A 14,778-nucleotide genomic window follows, 5' to 3' on the forward strand; every position below is an offset into this window, starting at 1 on the left:
GGGTGGCGGAGGCGGCGGTGGCTTCGCATTTCCCGTCGGTACGGGCGGCAACGGCGGCACACCGCCCGCTGCCGAATCGCCCGGCACGCTGAGCGGCACCGTGGCCACCGGCGCGGCCTTTGCCGGCGCCGCGCTCACCGTGTTCGATCAGACCGGCGCCAAGGTCTGCGAAGTGACCGTGCCGGCCGAAGGCGCCTACAGCTGCGTGCTGCCCGCGGGCACCAAGGCGCCGTTGGTGATCCAGGCCGTGCGCGACGACCTCACGCTCTACAGCACCACCGCCAGCACCGCCACCGGCACCACCAACGTCACGCCGCTGACCACCGTGGTGGTGGCGCAGCTGTCGCCCAACGGCGATCCGTCGAAGCTCGCCGCCGCGGTGCAGGCCGATGCCGGCGCAGTCACGCCGGGCGCCATCAGCGACCAGGTGGCGAAGCTCGTGGCCGCGCTCAAGCCGCTGCTGGACGCGCTCAACACCAGCATCGACCCGATGAGCGGCACCTTCCAGGCCAACGGCACGGGCCAGGACCGCGTGCTCGACACACTGAACGTCTCGGTGCGCCCCGACGGCACGGCCGCCAACATCGAGATCACCGTCAAGGCGCAGCCCGCGAGCGAAGAGAGCGCGCCGGTGTCCATCGTGTTTCGCACCGGCGAGAGCAGCATCGCGCCGCTGCCCGCGGTCGATGCCGCGGCCCTCGTGCAGCCGCCCACGCCGGCGATGGTCAAGGACCTGCTGGACCGCCTCAACGCCTGCTACGCGCTGCCGCTGAACGAGCGCGTGGACAGCACCATCGGCTCCGACGGCAACGCCTTCGGCGAGGCCGCCAACGTGGTCGCGCCGGCCTGCCGCACGCTGTTCGTGGGCGACGACCCGGCCAGCTTCGTCGCGGCCGGCCTGCACATCGGCCGCGCGTCGAGCGGCCCGCGCCGGCCCTTCGAAAGCCTGTTCCGTTTCGGCCCGACGAACCTGAAGCACGACCGCGGCAACTTCGAATACTTCCACCCGGGCGGCGACATCGCGCTCACCTACCGCTGGACCGACAGCGTGGGCAACACCGACAACGACGTGTTCAACGCCAGGATCGTGAATGGCGCGCTCAAGCTCACCGGCAACAGCAACGCCTATCGCGCCGCCGTGCGTCCGCAGCAGGAGCTGAAGGACTTCCTCAAGCACGCGAACCTGAAGTACCACGCTGCGGGCTACAACGTGTCGGTGGACAACGTGCTCGACGGCAACGGCGACTCGATCTTCACGAAGGTGGTGGCCACCTCGTCCGCGCTGCCCGGCCGCGAGCTGGTCCTCGTGCCCCGGCCCGGGCTGACCACCCTGGTGCTCACCACCGACGGCACCGTGAACGGTGCGCTGAACTCCTCGCTGTGGCGCATGGCCGCGCGCTACGTGGACCCGGCGCAAGGCGGCAACCCGAGCAGCGTCGAGCCCGGCAATCTCTTCGCAGCGCCGCAGTTCGACGACGCGCAGCTGAGCGCCATTCCCGATCAGGCGGTCTGGAAGCTCGAGTTCTTCCTGGCGGCCGGCGGGACCAACCCGGTGCAGTACGTGCGCACCTTCTCGCGCGCGCCGACCCTCGCCGAGGCCGTGCAACTGCCGACCGTGGAAATGACGCCGGCCCTGCGCGCCGAGCTGATGCAGGAAATCGACGGTGTCCCGCGCGGCATCGTGTTCGGCGCGCCGGTGCCGTCCGACCCCAGTGCCAACAACATCGACTTCAGCGCCGAGGGCAACCTCGACGGCTGGGCCGTGCCCAGCGGCGCCTACGCCCCGACCACCTTCCTGGTGGCCGGCCGTGGCCCGAACAACAACCGCTTCACCGACTCGATCACCGTGCGCACCTCGGCGCGCAAGGCCGTCATCTACTGCCAGCCGGTGAACTCACCGAGCGACAACCACTGCGTGAGCGTCGGCAACAACGCCTGGCAATACGCGCAGGGCTCGTCGGTCAGCAGCTTCATCTTCACGGCACGCACCGCGCGCCAGGTCGATGTGCGCAAGAACTTCGAGGCGTGGACCTACTCGCCTCCCTGATTCTTTTCCTGCTGTCACCGCATGAAAAAAGCCGCCGACCCGTAAGGGCCGGCGGCTTTTTCTTGAGAGGCCGAAAGGATCAGTCCGCGTACACGCCAGCGGCCTTGATGATCGGACCCCACTTGGCGATTTCAGCCGAGACGAACTTCTTGTGCTCGGCCGGCTCGACGCGCTTGTCGGTGGTGATCACGGCGCCCAGGCCTTCCTGGCGCTTGATGAAGGCCGGGTCCTTCATGGCGGCCTTGATGGCTTCGTTGATCTTCTTCAGCACCGGTGCGGGCGTGCCCTTGGGGGCGTACACGCCGTGCCAGATCGACACTTCGAAGCCCTTCAGGCCCGACTCGTCGAGCGTGGGCAGGTCTTTCAGCGCGGGCGTGGTCAGGCGCTTGGCGGTGGTCACGGCGTAGGCCTTGACCTTCTTGGCCTCGATCTGCGACGTGGTGTTGGTGGTCTGGTCGCACAGCAGGTCGATCTGGCCGCCCAGCAGGTCGGCGATGGCCGGCGCGGTGCCCTTGTACGGCACGGGCGTCATCTCGATCTTCAGCGCGCTCTGGAACAGCAGGCCGCACAGGTGCGAGGCGGCGCCCAGGCCGGCGTTGCCCAGGTTGATCTTGCCCTTGTTGGCATTGATCCAGGTCGTCAGTTCCTTGTAGTTGTTGGCGGGCAGGCCGGGCTTGCCGATGAGCGTCATCGGCACTTCATTGACCATGCCGAGGTATTCGAAGTCGTTCTCGACGTTGAACGGCAGCTTGCGGTACAGCGCCGGCATCGTCGACATGCCGATGTGGTTCAGCAGCAGCGTGTAGCCGTCGGGGTTGGCGCGCGCCACCTTGGCGGTGCCGATCGAGCTGCCGGCGCCGGCGGTGTTGTCCACGATGATCGTCGTGCCCAGCGTCTTCTGCAGCGATTCGGCCAGGTCGCGGGCCACGCGGTCGGTCGGGCCGCCGGCAGAGAAAGGCACCACCAGCGTCACGGGCTTGCCTGCGGGGAAATCCTGGGCGTGTGCGCCGACGGCGGCCGCGGCAATCGCCGCGAGGGCAAACAGTTTCTTCATGATGTCTCCGACGGAGTTTTTAAATGGAAAGGGTCGCGATCTTATCGGCTGACCGGGGGCTGACCCATACCGAATAGCCCTTAGGAATGTCACCGTTTTCGCCCCATGCTGGGGCATGATCACGCCCGTCCCGCGCACCCGCGCCGGGGTGACCACAACCACAAACAGGCCAGCCCGACGGGCGGCATCGAGGAGAAGAAACCAATGGATCCCTGGGTCTATCCGCGCGAGCGTTGGCTCGGCAAACTCACGCTCGTTCTGGGCCTGCTGGCCTGGACGCTGATCGTCGTCGGCACGCTGGGCATCGCGCTGCTGTACGTGCTGCTGGGCTTCATCGGCTACGTGTTCGCGCAGTCGGCCGTCATCGCCTGGATCAAGGGCACGGGCGTGAAGCTGTCGCCCCAGCAGCTGCCCGAGCTGCACGCGCGTTTTGTCGACTGCTGCACCCGCCTGGGCATCGCGCAGCCGCCCGAGGCCTACCTGCTGCACGGCGACGGCATGTTCAACGCCTTCGCCACGCGTTTCTTCGGGCGCAACTTCGTGGTGCTGCTGTCCGACGTGGTCGACGCCATGGAGGCGCAGCCCGACGGCATCCACTTCTACATGGGCCACGAGCTGGGCCACATCCGCCGCGGCCACCTCACGGGCCACATCTGGCGCGCGCCCGTGCTCTGGCTGCCGCTCCTGGGCGCGGCCTATGCGCGCGCCAAGGAATACACCTGCGACCTGCACGGTGCCGCCTGCTGCCGCGAGGTCGACTCCGCACCGCGCGCGCTGGTGGCGCTGGCCGCCGGCGCGCAGCAGTGGCGCAACGTGAACCTGCAGCGCTACGCCGCCCAGTCGGCCGGCAACCGCGGCTTCTGGGGCTCGTTCCACGAACTCATCGGCGGCTACCCCTGGCTCACCAAGCGCGTCGCCCGCGCCATCGACCCGGGCGCCAAGCTGCCCGAGCGCAACCCGGTGGCGTACCTGCTCGCGCTCTTCGTGCCCTACGCCGGGCGCGCGGGTGGCGGCGCAGCGGGTGTGCTGATCGTGGTGGCTGTCATCGGTGTCATGGCGGCTGCAGCCATCCCGGCCTACCAGGAGTACCAGACCCGCGCCGTCGTCGCGCAGGCCTGGTCCGAGGGCGCGCCGGTGCGCAACGCGCTCACGCGCCACTATGAAGAAAAGGCCGAGATCCCCGACACCCTGGCCGCCGTCGGCCTGCCGGAGAACCTGCCCAACGGCGCGACCCTCACGCTCGACCCGGACAGCATGGTGGTGGAGGTGGCCACGCCCAAGGGCACGCTGCGCATGGAGCCGTCGTCGACCGACCGGGGCATTGCGTGGCATTGCAGCGCGGGGGAGGGGTTGAAGGACAAGGCGTTGCCGGCGAGCTGTAAGAAGTAAGTGGCCGTCCGTTGGCTTCGATGACGTCTTCCGCTTCACTCGCGAATGCGTGGCGCTTGCCGCGCGACTTCGCGCTCATCACCCTGGCCGTCGAAGTCGCGTTGGTGTTGTTCCACTTCGGCAAGCAGCTGTGGCCCGGCATGCCGGACAGCCAGCAGATGCTTGCCAGCTATGCCCAGCCGGACGTGTGGGTTCCCATGATGGCCAACCTCTCGATGGCCTGGGTGCTGGCGGCGGCGCTGGCCTGGAGCCATGCCCGCCAGGCACTGGAGGTGCGCGGCGCCGCGAGCGTGGCGCAACTGCCCGGCCCGCACCTGCGTTATGCCGCGGTTTATCTCATCGCGCTGCTGCTGAACCACTACGCGCTGGGCCCGCTTCTCTACAAACTGCAGCAGATGCTTTTCTCGGGGAGCTGGCTTCAGGCGGTCTTCGGTGGCTTCGCGGTGACTTCGACGGCGGTCGTGTACGAAGCGGTGCAGCTGGTCGTGCTTGTGTTGAGCGTGTGGCTTGCGGCCTGGGTGGCACTGCGAGCACCGGCTGCGGCGCCGTCCGGCGACCGCGAGGTGGCAGATGCGGTGCAGGCGGGTGTGTCGCCACGCCGCGCGGTGGCAACGCTGGTCGCTGTCGTGTTCGCGTCGCTGCAGGCGCGCTGCATGATGGCCGCCAACATCGGGACGGCGATCGTCGATCCGTCGAACGGCGTCGCGCTCCTGCTGTTCTGGGGCGGTCCGCCCCTGGTGATTTTCGCGCTGTCGTACTGGGGCGGATGGCTCGGCACCGCGTCCGGCCTGACGCAGGTCCGGCCCTTCCGGGCCGTGGCGGCGTCGGTGCTGGCCTTGGTGGGGGTGTTTGCGAGCTGCGTCGTCGTCTTCGTCGTGGGGCTGCCACTGATGGTGACGTCGTCATCCGGCTTTTCCGGCGCCGTCGGCTTGATCATGCTGCTGGCCGCGCTCGTGCCGCTCTACCCCTTGCTGACCGTGCTGCTCACGCGCTTCATCACGCGTCGCCTGTACCGCCCCTACTTGTAGCTGCGCGCGTCCTCGATCACCTTGCCGTCGTTCGGCAGGGTGCCCGGCGCCACCAGCTCGATGGTGCCGCGCAGCTTGGTCACTTCGCGCACCGCATCGGCAATGCGCGCGTCGAGCCCGGCCGGGGCGCCGGCGCACTCCAGCTTGAAGGTCATCTGGTCGTCGCCCATCTCGCCCGACACCACGAGCCGCGCGCGCACGATCTCGGGAAAGCGCCGCACGACCTCGGCGACCTGCGAGGGGTGCACGAACATGCCGCGCACCTTGGTGGTCTGGTCGGCGCGGCCGAGCCAGCCCTTGATGCGCTTGTTGGTGCGGCCCGTGGGGCAGGTGCCCGCGAGCACGGCCGAGAGGTCGCCGGTGCCGAAGCGCACCAGCGGGTAGTCGGGGTTGAAGGTGGTGACGACGATCTCGCCCACCTCGCCGTCGGGCACCGGGTCGCCGGTGCCGGGACGCACGATCTCGACCAGCACGCCCTCGTCGATCACCAGGCCCTGGCGCGCGCTGGTTTCATACGCGATGAGGCCCAGGTCGGCGGTCGCGTAGCACTGGATGCCCTGCACGCCGTGCGCGGCGATCCAGTCGTGCAGGCTGGGCGGGAAGGCCTCGCCGGACACCAGCGCCTTGGTGAACCACGGCAGTTTCTGGCCCTTCTCTTCGGCCTTCTCCAGCAGGATCTTCAGGAAGCTCGGCGTGCCCGCGTAGCCGTCGGGCTTGAGGTCGACGATGGCTTCGAGCTGCTGCTCGGTCTGGCCCGTGCCGCCCGCGAAGATGGTGCAGCCCATGGCATGCGCGCCGCTTTCCATGATGGAGCCGGCCGGCGTCATGTGGTAGCTGAAGCTGTTGTGGATCAGCTCGCCGCTGCGAAAGCCCGCCGCATGCAGGGCCCGCGCGGTGCGCCAGTAGTCGCGCGCCTCGCCCTCGGGTTCGTAGATGGTGCCGGGGCTCGCGAAGATGCGCGGCATGCGCGGCCCGCGCACGATCGACGCAAAACCGCCGAAGGGGTCGTCGGCGCGGCGTGCCTTCTGCAGCTCGAGCAGTTCCGACTTGCGGGTGACAGGCAGCTTCGCGAGCGCTTCGCGCGAGGTGACGTCGGCGGGCTTCACGCCGTCGAGGATCTTCGTGAAGGCGGACGTTGCAGTCTGTGCCTGGGTGATCTGCCGGGGCAGCGCGGCCAGCAGGTCACGTTCGCGTTCGGCGGGGTCGCGGATTTCCAGTTGGTCGTAGTGGTCGTTCATGTCCGTACCCTTCGTCTATCGATTCGGTCGCTCTGGGGTGGGTACTTCAGGCCAACCAGCGCTTGCGGCGCTTGTAGCTCTTGACGTCACGGAAGCTCTTGCGGTCCGCGCCGCCTACGCCGAGGTAGAACTCCTTCACGTCCTCGTTCTCGCGCAGGCTCTTGGCCTCGCCGTCCATCACGATGCGGCCGTTCTCCAGGATGTAGCCGTAGTCGGCGTAGCGCAGCGCCATGTTGGTGTTCTGCTCGGCCAGCAGGAAGGTCACTTTTTCCTTGGTGTTCAGGTCTTTCACGATCTCGAACACCTCTTCCACGATCTGCGGCGCCAGGCCCATCGAGGGCTCGTCGAGCAGCACCATGGTCGGGTTGGCCATCAGCGCGCGGCCGATGGCGCACATCTGCTGCTCGCCGCCCGAGGTGTAGGCCGCCTGCGAGGTGCGGCGCGTCTTCAGGCGCGGGAAGTACGCGTAGACCTTTTCCAGCGTCTCCTGCACCGAGGCCTTGCCGTCGGTGCGCGTGTAGGCGCCGGTCATCAGGTTCTCTTCGATGGTCAGGTGGGCGAAGCAGTGGCGGCCTTCCATCACCTGGATCAGCCCGCGCTTGACCAGCTCGGCCGGCGACAGCGCCTCGATGCGCTCGCCGCGCAGCTCGATGGTGCCCTTGGTCACGGCGCCGCGTTCGCCCGCGAGCAGGTTGCTCACGGCGCGCAGCGTGGTCGTCTTGCCGGCGCCGTTGCCGCCGAGCAGCGCGACGATGCCGCTTTCGGGCACGGTCAGCGACACGCCCTTGAGCACGAGGATCACGTGGTTGTAGATGACCTCGATGCCGTTGACGTTGAGAAGGATCTTGGGTTCGCTCATGGTGTGGTCCGAAGCATTCGAAAGAACAACGACGCTGTTCTTTCAGATACCCGCTTGACCCACCGCCCTTCGGGGAACACCGCGGAACCGGCTTTGCCGGGCCGCTGGTGTTGCCCCCTGCAAGGGGGTGGGAGAAGCGACACGAAGTGCGCGCAGCCTGGGGGTTAGCTCAAGACTGGCAATCCGCGGCTTCGCGGCGGGTGAGCTTCTTCTCGCCGGCGTACTTGTCGGCAGCCGCCTTCACCATCGGCTTGATGATCTGGCTGTCGGCCTCGTACCAGTCGGACATGCCGCCCCACTTGGCGCCGTCCCAGGTATGCACGCGCGCCCAGGTCGAGCCCATGTGGTCCTGGCACGAGGTGCTCACCGGACGCATCACGCCCGAGAAGCCCAAGGCGTCGAGCTTCTTCTGGTCGAGCGCGAGGTTTTCCATGCCCCAGCGCACCTGCTCGCCGGTCATGACCTTGCCCTTGCCGAAGCGCTCCTGCGCACGACGCACGGCCTCGATGGTCAGCATCTGGATGATCACGCCGCGCGTGTAGAGCACCGAGCCCACTTCGTCCTTCGGACCCGTACCCTGGCCCTTGTCGTGCACCTGCTTGAGGATGTCCTGGATCACCTTGGGCTGCGTGCCCGAGGTGTTCAGCGCCAGCGCGTTGTAGCCCTTGGCGTTGGCGCCCACGTCCTTCACGTCGGGTTCGGCGCCGGCCCACCACACGCCGTACATCTTCTCGCGCGGGTAGCCCGTGGCCACGGCTTCCTTCAGGGCGGTGGAGTTCATCACGCCCCAGCCCCACAGCAGCACGAAGTCCGGACGCGACTGGCGCACCTGCAGCCAGGCCGACTTCTGTTCCACGCCGGGCGCGGTCACGGGGATCAGCGACAGCTCGAAGCCGTTCTGCTTGGCGCGCTCCTGCAGCAACGGGATCGGCTCCTTGCCGAACGGCGAGTCGTGGTACACGAGGGCGATCTTCTTGCCCTTGAGCTTGTCCATGCCGCCTTCTTTTTTGCCGATGTGCTGGATCAGGATGTCGGCCGCGGTCCAGTAGGAGCCCATGAGCGGGAAGTTCCACTTGAACACGCCGCCATCTTGCGAGGCCGACAGGCCGTAGCCCAGCGTGATGAGCGGGATCTTGTCGGTGGGCACCTTGTCGGTCAGCGCGAAGGTGATGCCGGTGGCCTGCGGGTCGAACAGCGTCACGCCCGGGCGGCCCTTCAGGCGCTCGTAGCATTCCACACCCTTGTCGGTGGCGTAGCCGGTTTCGCATTCCTCGTACGTGATCTTCACGCCGTTGATGCCACCGGTGGCGTTGATGTACTTGATGTAGTCCTGCTTGCCGTTGGCCCAGGGCGTGCCGTTGGGCGCGTAGGGGCCGGTGCGGTACACCAGCAGCGGGAAGAACTGTTCCTTGGCCTGGGCCTGCGCGAGCGAAGGCGCGAAGGCCGCGCCGAGGGTGCTGGCCACCAGGGCGGCGGTCAGAGCGAGCGATTTCAGTGTCATGCCTGTCTCCTTTTGTGGGCACCTCGGTGCCGGGTTTTTACGAACGAACAACAACAAACCAGAACCTGTCAGTGCGGGAAGGGCCACAGCCGCAGCTTTTCCTTGGCCGTGGACCACAGCCGCGCCAGGCCGTGCGGCTCCACGATCAGGAAGAACACGATCAGCGCGCCGAAGATCATGGTCTCCAGGTGCGAGGCCAATGCGGTCGAGATCGAGAAGCCCAACCACCCCGGCAGCTGGTTCAGGAAGAGCGGCAGCAGCACGATGAAGGCGGCGCCGAAGAAGCTGCCCATGATCGAGCCGAGCCCGCCGATGATCACCATGAACAGCAGCTGGAACGAGCGGTCGATGCTGAAGGCCGCCGGCTCCCACGCACCGAGGTGGATGAAGCCCCACAGCGCGCCGGCCACGCCGACGATGAAGCTGCTCACCGCGAAGGCCGTGAGCTTGGCGTACACCGGGCGGATGCCGATCACCGCGGCGGCCACGTCCATGTCGCGCATCGCCATCCACTCGCGGCCGATGGCGCTGCGCACCAGGTTCTTGGCGAGCAGGGCGAACACCACCACGAAGATCAGGCAGAACAGGTACTTCTGCACCGGCGACTCGATCGGCACGCCGAACACGTTCAGCCCCGCCACGCTCACCGAACCCGACGACGAGTTGTTGGTGAACCACTGGATGCGCAGGAAGGCCCAGTCGGTGAAGAACTGCGCGGCCAGCGTGGCCACCGCCAGGTACAGGCCCTTGATGCGCAGGCTCGGAATGCCGAACAGCACGCCGATCACCGTGGCGCACAGGCCGCCCAGCAGCAGCGAGGCGATGAGCGGCATGCCGTCGATGCGCACCTGGAAGTTGTAGGCCGCGTACGCGCCCACCGCCATGAAGGCGCCGGTGCCCAGCGAGATCTGGCCGCAGTAGCCGACCAGGATGTTGAGGCCGAGCGCCGCCAGCGACAGGATCAGGAAGGGCGTGAGGATGGCGCGCATCCAGTAGTCGGAGACGCCCATCGGCACCACGACGAACGCCACGAGCAGCAGCACGAGGATCGCCAGGCGGTCCTGCGCGATCGGGAAGATCTGTTGGTCGGCGCGGTAGCTCGACTTGAACTGGCCGTTTTCTCTGTAGAACATGTCAGACCCGATCGATGATCTTTTCGCCGAACAACCCTTGGGGCCGAACCAGCAGGAAGACCAGTGCAAGAACATAGGCAAACCAGATCTCGATGCCGCCACCGAGCATGGGGCCGAGATAGATTTCGGACAGCTTCTCGCCGACACCGATCAACAGGCCGCCGATGATGGCGCCGGGGATCGAGGTCAGCCCGCCGAGGATCACCACCGGCAGCGCCTTCAGCGCCACCAGCGAGAGCGAGAACTGCACGCCGAGCTTGGAGCCCCAGATGATCCCGGCCACCAGTGCCGAGAAACCGGCCACCGACCACACGATCACCCAGATACGCGACAGCGGAATGCCGATCGATTGCGCGGCCTGGTGGTCGTCGGCCACCGCGCGCAGCGCCCGGCCCGTGGCGGTCTTCTGGAAGAAGATGGCCAGCACCACCACCAGCGCGGCGGACACCAGTGCGGCGATCAGGTCTTCCTGGCTCAGCAGCAGGCCGCCCTGGAAGGTGCCTTCGAGCACCATCAGCGGTTCCTTGGGCATGCCCACGTCGATCTTGTAGATGTCGTTGCCGAAGATCGTCTGGCCCACGCCGTCGAGAAAGTAGGCGATGCCCAGCGTGGCCATCAGCAGCGTGATGCCTTCCTGGTTCACCAGCTTGCTCAGCGCCAGCCGTTCGATGAGCCAGGCCACCACGATCATCACGGCCATGGCCGCGATGAAGGCCAGGATGTTCGCGAGGATCTGGCTCTGGAAACCGAACCACTGCGGGAACCACTCGGCGAAGCGCGCCATGGCCAGCGCCGCGAACAGCACCATCGCGCCCTGCGCGAAGTTGAAGACGCCCGAGGCCTTGTAGATCAGCACGAAGCCGATCGCGATCAGCGAATACAGCATGCCGACCATGAGGCCGCCGAAAAGGGTTTCGAGGAAAAATCCCATGGTCAATGCTCCACGCCGAGGTATGCCCGGATCACGTCTTCGTTGTTCCGAACTTCATCCGGCGTGCCGTCGCCGATCTTCTTGCCGTAGTCCAGCACCACCACGCGGTCGGAGATGTCCATCACCACGCCCATGTCGTGCTCGATGAGCACGATGGTCGCGCCGAACTCGTCGTTCACGTCGAGGATGAAGCGGCTCATGTCCTGCTTTTCTTCCACGTTCATGCCGGCCATGGGCTCGTCCAGCAGCAGCACCTGCGGCTCCATCGCCAGCGCGCGGCCGAGGTCGACGCGCTTTTGCAGGCCGTAGGGCAGGCGGCCCACCGGCGTCTTGCGGTGCGCCTGGATTTCCAGGAAGTCGATGATGTGCTCGACGAACTCGCGGTGCTGCAGCTCTTCGCGTTCGGCCGGGCCCCAGCGCAGCGCCTGTGCGAACAGGCCGCTCTTCATCTTGAGGTTGCGCCCGGTCATGATGTTGTCGAGCACGCTCATGCCCTTGAACAGCGCCAGGTTCTGGAAGGTGCGCGCCACGCCCATCTCGGCCACCTGGCGCGAGTTCATGTGCTTGAAGGTCTGGCCGCGGAAGGTGATGGAGCCCTGCTGCGGCCAGTACACGCCGTTGATGCAGTTCAGCATCGAGCTCTTGCCCGCGCCGTTGGGGCCGATGATGGCCCGCACCTCGTGCTCGCGCACGTTGAAGCTGATGTCGGTCAGCGCCTTCACGCCGCCGAAGCTCAGGCTGATGTTCTGGACGTCGAGGATGACGTCGCCAATCTTTCGGTTGCTCATGCAGCGGCCTTCACGATGGGGAAGGTCTTGGCGTCGTTGATCTTCAGCGTGGCGCTGACAACCCCCGTGCGTCCGTCCTCGAACTTGACCTGGGTCTCGATGTACTGCGCGGTCTTGCCGCCGTACAGCGCATCGACCAGCACGGCGTATTTCTCGGCGATGAAGCCGCGGCGCACCTTGCGCGTGCGGGTCAGCTCGTCGTCGTCGGGGTCGAGCTCCTTGTGCAGCACGAGGAAGCGCGCGATCTGCGTCTCGCCCATACCGTCCTCGGCCGCGAGGTCGGCGTTGACTTTGGCGATGCACTCGGCCACCAGCGTCAGCACCTCGGGCTTGCCGGCCAGGTCCACATAGCCGCCGTAGGCCAGGCCGCGGCGCTCGGCCCAGTTGCCGACCGCCTCGAAGTCGATGTTGATGAAGGCGCAGACCTCGTCGCGGCCGTTGCCGAAGCACACGGCCTCCTTGATCTGCGGGAAGAACTTGAGCTTGTTCTCGATGTAGTTGGGCGCAAAGATCGCGCCGCCCACGAGCCGGCCCACGTCCTTGGCGCGGTCGATGATGCGCAGGTGGCCTTCGCTGTCGAGCACGCCCGCGTCGCCGGTGTGGAAGTAGCCATTGGCGTCGAGCACCTCGGCCGTGGCGTCGGGGCGCTTGTAGTACTCCTTGAGCACCGACACGCCGCGCACCAGCACCTCGCCGTCGTCGGCGATCTTCAGTTCGATGCCCGGCGCGGCGGTGCCGACCGTCTGCAGCTTGACCTTGCCGTCCTGCTGCAGGCACACATACGCGCAGGTCTCGGTCTGGCCGTAGAACTGCTTGAGGTTCACGCCGATGGAGCGGTAGAAGCGGAACAGGTCGGGCCCGATGGCCGCGCCGGCCGTGTAGGCCACGCGGATGCGGCTCATGCCCAGCACGTTGCGCAGCGGGCCGTAGATGAGCAGGTTGCCCAGGCTGTACATGAAGCGGTCGCCGGTGCTCACCGGTGCGCCGTTCAGGATGTCGGCGCCCACGCGCTGCGCCAGCGCCATGAACTTCGCATACAGCCAGCGCTTGGGCGCGGCCGCGTCTTCCATGCGGATCGACACGGCCGTGAGCAGGCCTTCGAAGGTGCGCGGCGGGCCGAAGTAGTAGCTCGGGCCGATCTCGCGCATGTCGTTCATCACCGTCTCGGCCGACTCGGGACAGTTGAGCGTGAAGCCGCCCACCAGCCACTGCGCCACCGAGAACAGGTGGTCGCCCACCCACGCCATCGGCAGGTAGCTCATGATGTTGTCGCCGGGGCCGAGCTTGTCGGTCTCGACGCCGCCGCGCCCTGCCGCGATGAAGCTGGCGTGCGTCTGGCACACGCCCTTGGGGCGGCCGGTGGTGCCCGAGGTGTAGAGGATCACGCCGACGTCGCTGGCCTCGCCGCTGGCCACGGCGCGGTCGTAGTAGCCGGCGTTGGCCTTGTCGAAGGCCCGGCCCAGCTCGCGCAGCTGCTCGTAGCTCATGAGCCCCGGCTGCTCGTAGTGGCGCAGGCCCTTGGGGTCGTCGTAGATGATGTGGCGGATGCCCTGCTGCTGGCCCTCCTGGCCTTGCTGCAGCTCGCGGCACTCGAGCAGCTTGTCGACCTGCTCCTGGTCTTCGACGATGACGAACTCGATGCTCGCGTCGTTCAGCATGAAGACCATCTCGCTGGCGACCGCGTCCTGGTACAGCGGCACGGGCACGCCGCGCAGGCTCTGCGCGGCGAGCACGGCCATGTACAGGTGCGGTCGGTTGGCACCGACGATCGCAAGGTTGTCGAAGGCCTTGAAGCCAAGGCTTGCCAGACCGCAGGCCATCTCGCGCACTTCCTGCGCCACGGCGTTCCAGGTCCAGGTTTGCCAGATGCCAAGGTCTTTTTCGCGCACGGCGGGAGCCTCGGGACGGGCCTCGGCATGCGCGAGCAGCAGACGGGGGAAGGTGGGGGCGGTGGTTTGCACAGTGGCCGGATCGTAGGTCCCACTTTGACGCCCGGTTGTCGTTCCAACGACAATCCTAGGGACACTACTCCCCGGAGTTTCCCGATGCCTCCTGGCAACCTCAACCCACAGAACGTGCTCGGCGGTTCCATCAAGGACCGCGTGCGCCCCGCCAATGCGGCTGAACTCGACGGTATTCCGTGGCTGCCCACGCTCACGCCCGCCGAGCGCCGCCGCGCCGAGGCCACGCTCGTGGTCGGCGAGGCCGAGCCCGGCGACCTGGTGTGCCGCGTCGGGCGTTCGCCCACCTACTGGTTCGGCGTGGTCGAGGGGCTCCTGAAGATGAGCAACGACAACGCCGACGGCGGCTCGGTCACCTACACCGGCGTGCCGCCCGGCGGCTGGTTCGGCGAGGGCACGGTGATGAAGCGCGAGCCCTACCGCTACAACATCCAGGCGCTGCGCCGCAGCCTCGTGGCGGGGCTGCCGATCGAGAGCTTCCACTGGCTGCTGGACCACTCCATCGGCTTCAACCGCTTCGTGATGAACCAGCTCAACGAGCGGCTGGGCCAGTTCATCGCGGCGCTGGAGATCGACCGCCTGAACAACCCCGACGCGCGCGTGGCGCGCAACCTGGTGTCGCTGTTCAACCCGGTGCTGTACCCCGGCGTGGGTGAGGTCTTGCGCATCACGCAGCAGGAACTGGCGTACCTTGTCGGCCTGTCGCGCCAGCGCGTGAACGAGGCGCTCAATGCGCTGTCGGCGCAGGGGCTGATCCGCGTGGAGTACGGTGGGCTGCGCGTGCTCGACCTGCCGGGCCTGCGCGCCACCGCGATGTCCAGCCGCAAGAACAACAGCACCTCGAACTGA

Annotated in this window: 12 protein-coding genes; 4 read left to right on the forward strand and 8 right to left on the reverse strand. The window is 67.2% G+C overall.

The window, feature by feature from the left end:
• Positions 1–2,047 (forward strand): carboxypeptidase regulatory-like domain-containing protein (locus AC07XP_RS14835; RefSeq protein ID WP_495265112.1); only part of this gene is annotated, 2,047 nt, incomplete at its 5' end.
• 79 nt (positions 2,048–2,126) lie between these two features.
• Here the strand turns inward: AC07XP_RS14835 and AC07XP_RS14840 are convergent.
• Entirely contained in the window at positions 2,127–3,101 is a 975-nt protein-coding gene (locus AC07XP_RS14840; protein WP_495265113.1) for a tripartite tricarboxylate transporter substrate-binding protein, read from the reverse strand.
• Between the two features lie 204 nt (positions 3,102–3,305).
• On the opposite strand from AC07XP_RS14840, the gene AC07XP_RS14845 reads away from it, so the two are divergent.
• Positions 3,306–4,490: a M48 family metalloprotease gene (locus AC07XP_RS14845; RefSeq protein ID WP_159274812.1), complete on the forward strand. Its 1,185-nt coding sequence runs from the start codon at positions 3,306–3,308 to the stop codon at positions 4,488–4,490.
• 20 nt (positions 4,491–4,510) lie between these two features.
• Positions 4,511–5,518 carry a hypothetical protein gene (locus AC07XP_RS14850; RefSeq protein WP_062473901.1) on the forward strand — a complete coding sequence of 336 codons (1,008 nt, stop codon included), beginning with the start codon at positions 4,511–4,513 and terminating at the stop codon, positions 5,516–5,518.
• Here the strand turns inward: AC07XP_RS14850 and AC07XP_RS14855 are convergent.
• The 7 genes from AC07XP_RS14855 to AC07XP_RS14885 form a co-directional block, all read right to left on the reverse strand.
• The gene (locus AC07XP_RS14855) at positions 5,509–6,756 is read right to left on the reverse strand and encodes a phenylacetate--CoA ligase family protein (protein ID WP_062473899.1); all 1,248 of its coding nucleotides are present in this window, start codon (positions 6,754–6,756) and stop codon (positions 5,509–5,511) included. The genes AC07XP_RS14850 and AC07XP_RS14855 overlap by 10 nt on opposite strands.
• 46 nt (positions 6,757–6,802) lie before the next feature.
• The gene (locus tag AC07XP_RS14860; protein ID WP_062473897.1) at positions 6,803–7,615 is read right to left on the reverse strand and encodes an ABC transporter ATP-binding protein; all 813 of its coding nucleotides are present in this window, start codon (positions 7,613–7,615) and stop codon (positions 6,803–6,805) included.
• Between the two features lie 169 nt (positions 7,616–7,784).
• Positions 7,785–9,116, reverse strand: a complete 1,332-nt coding sequence (locus AC07XP_RS14865) for an ABC transporter substrate-binding protein (RefSeq protein WP_062473894.1) — start codon at positions 9,114–9,116, stop codon at positions 7,785–7,787.
• 68 nt (positions 9,117–9,184) lie between these two features.
• Positions 9,185–10,249, reverse strand: a complete 1,065-nt coding sequence (locus tag AC07XP_RS14870) for a branched-chain amino acid ABC transporter permease (protein ID WP_062473892.1) — start codon at positions 10,247–10,249, stop codon at positions 9,185–9,187.
• Between the two features lies 1 nt (position 10,250).
• Entirely contained in the window at positions 10,251–11,180 is a 930-nt protein-coding gene (locus AC07XP_RS14875; RefSeq protein ID WP_070062998.1) for a branched-chain amino acid ABC transporter permease, read from the reverse strand.
• A 2-nt stretch (positions 11,181–11,182) separates the two neighbouring features.
• Entirely contained in the window at positions 11,183–11,968 is a 786-nt protein-coding gene (locus tag AC07XP_RS14880; RefSeq protein ID WP_062473888.1) for an ABC transporter ATP-binding protein, read from the reverse strand.
• Positions 11,965–13,929, reverse strand: a complete 1,965-nt coding sequence (locus tag AC07XP_RS14885) for an AMP-dependent synthetase/ligase (RefSeq protein WP_139700548.1) — start codon at positions 13,927–13,929, stop codon at positions 11,965–11,967. Before AC07XP_RS14885 ends, AC07XP_RS14880 begins: the two co-directional genes overlap by 4 nt.
• 84 nt (positions 13,930–14,013) lie before the next feature.
• Between AC07XP_RS14885 and AC07XP_RS14890 the strand changes: the two genes are divergently transcribed.
• Positions 14,014–14,778, forward strand: coding sequence for a Crp/Fnr family transcriptional regulator (locus AC07XP_RS14890; RefSeq protein WP_062473884.1), 765 nt, complete (start codon positions 14,014–14,016; stop codon positions 14,776–14,778).

Source organism: Variovorax sp. GW531-E2, assembly GCF_059423125.1.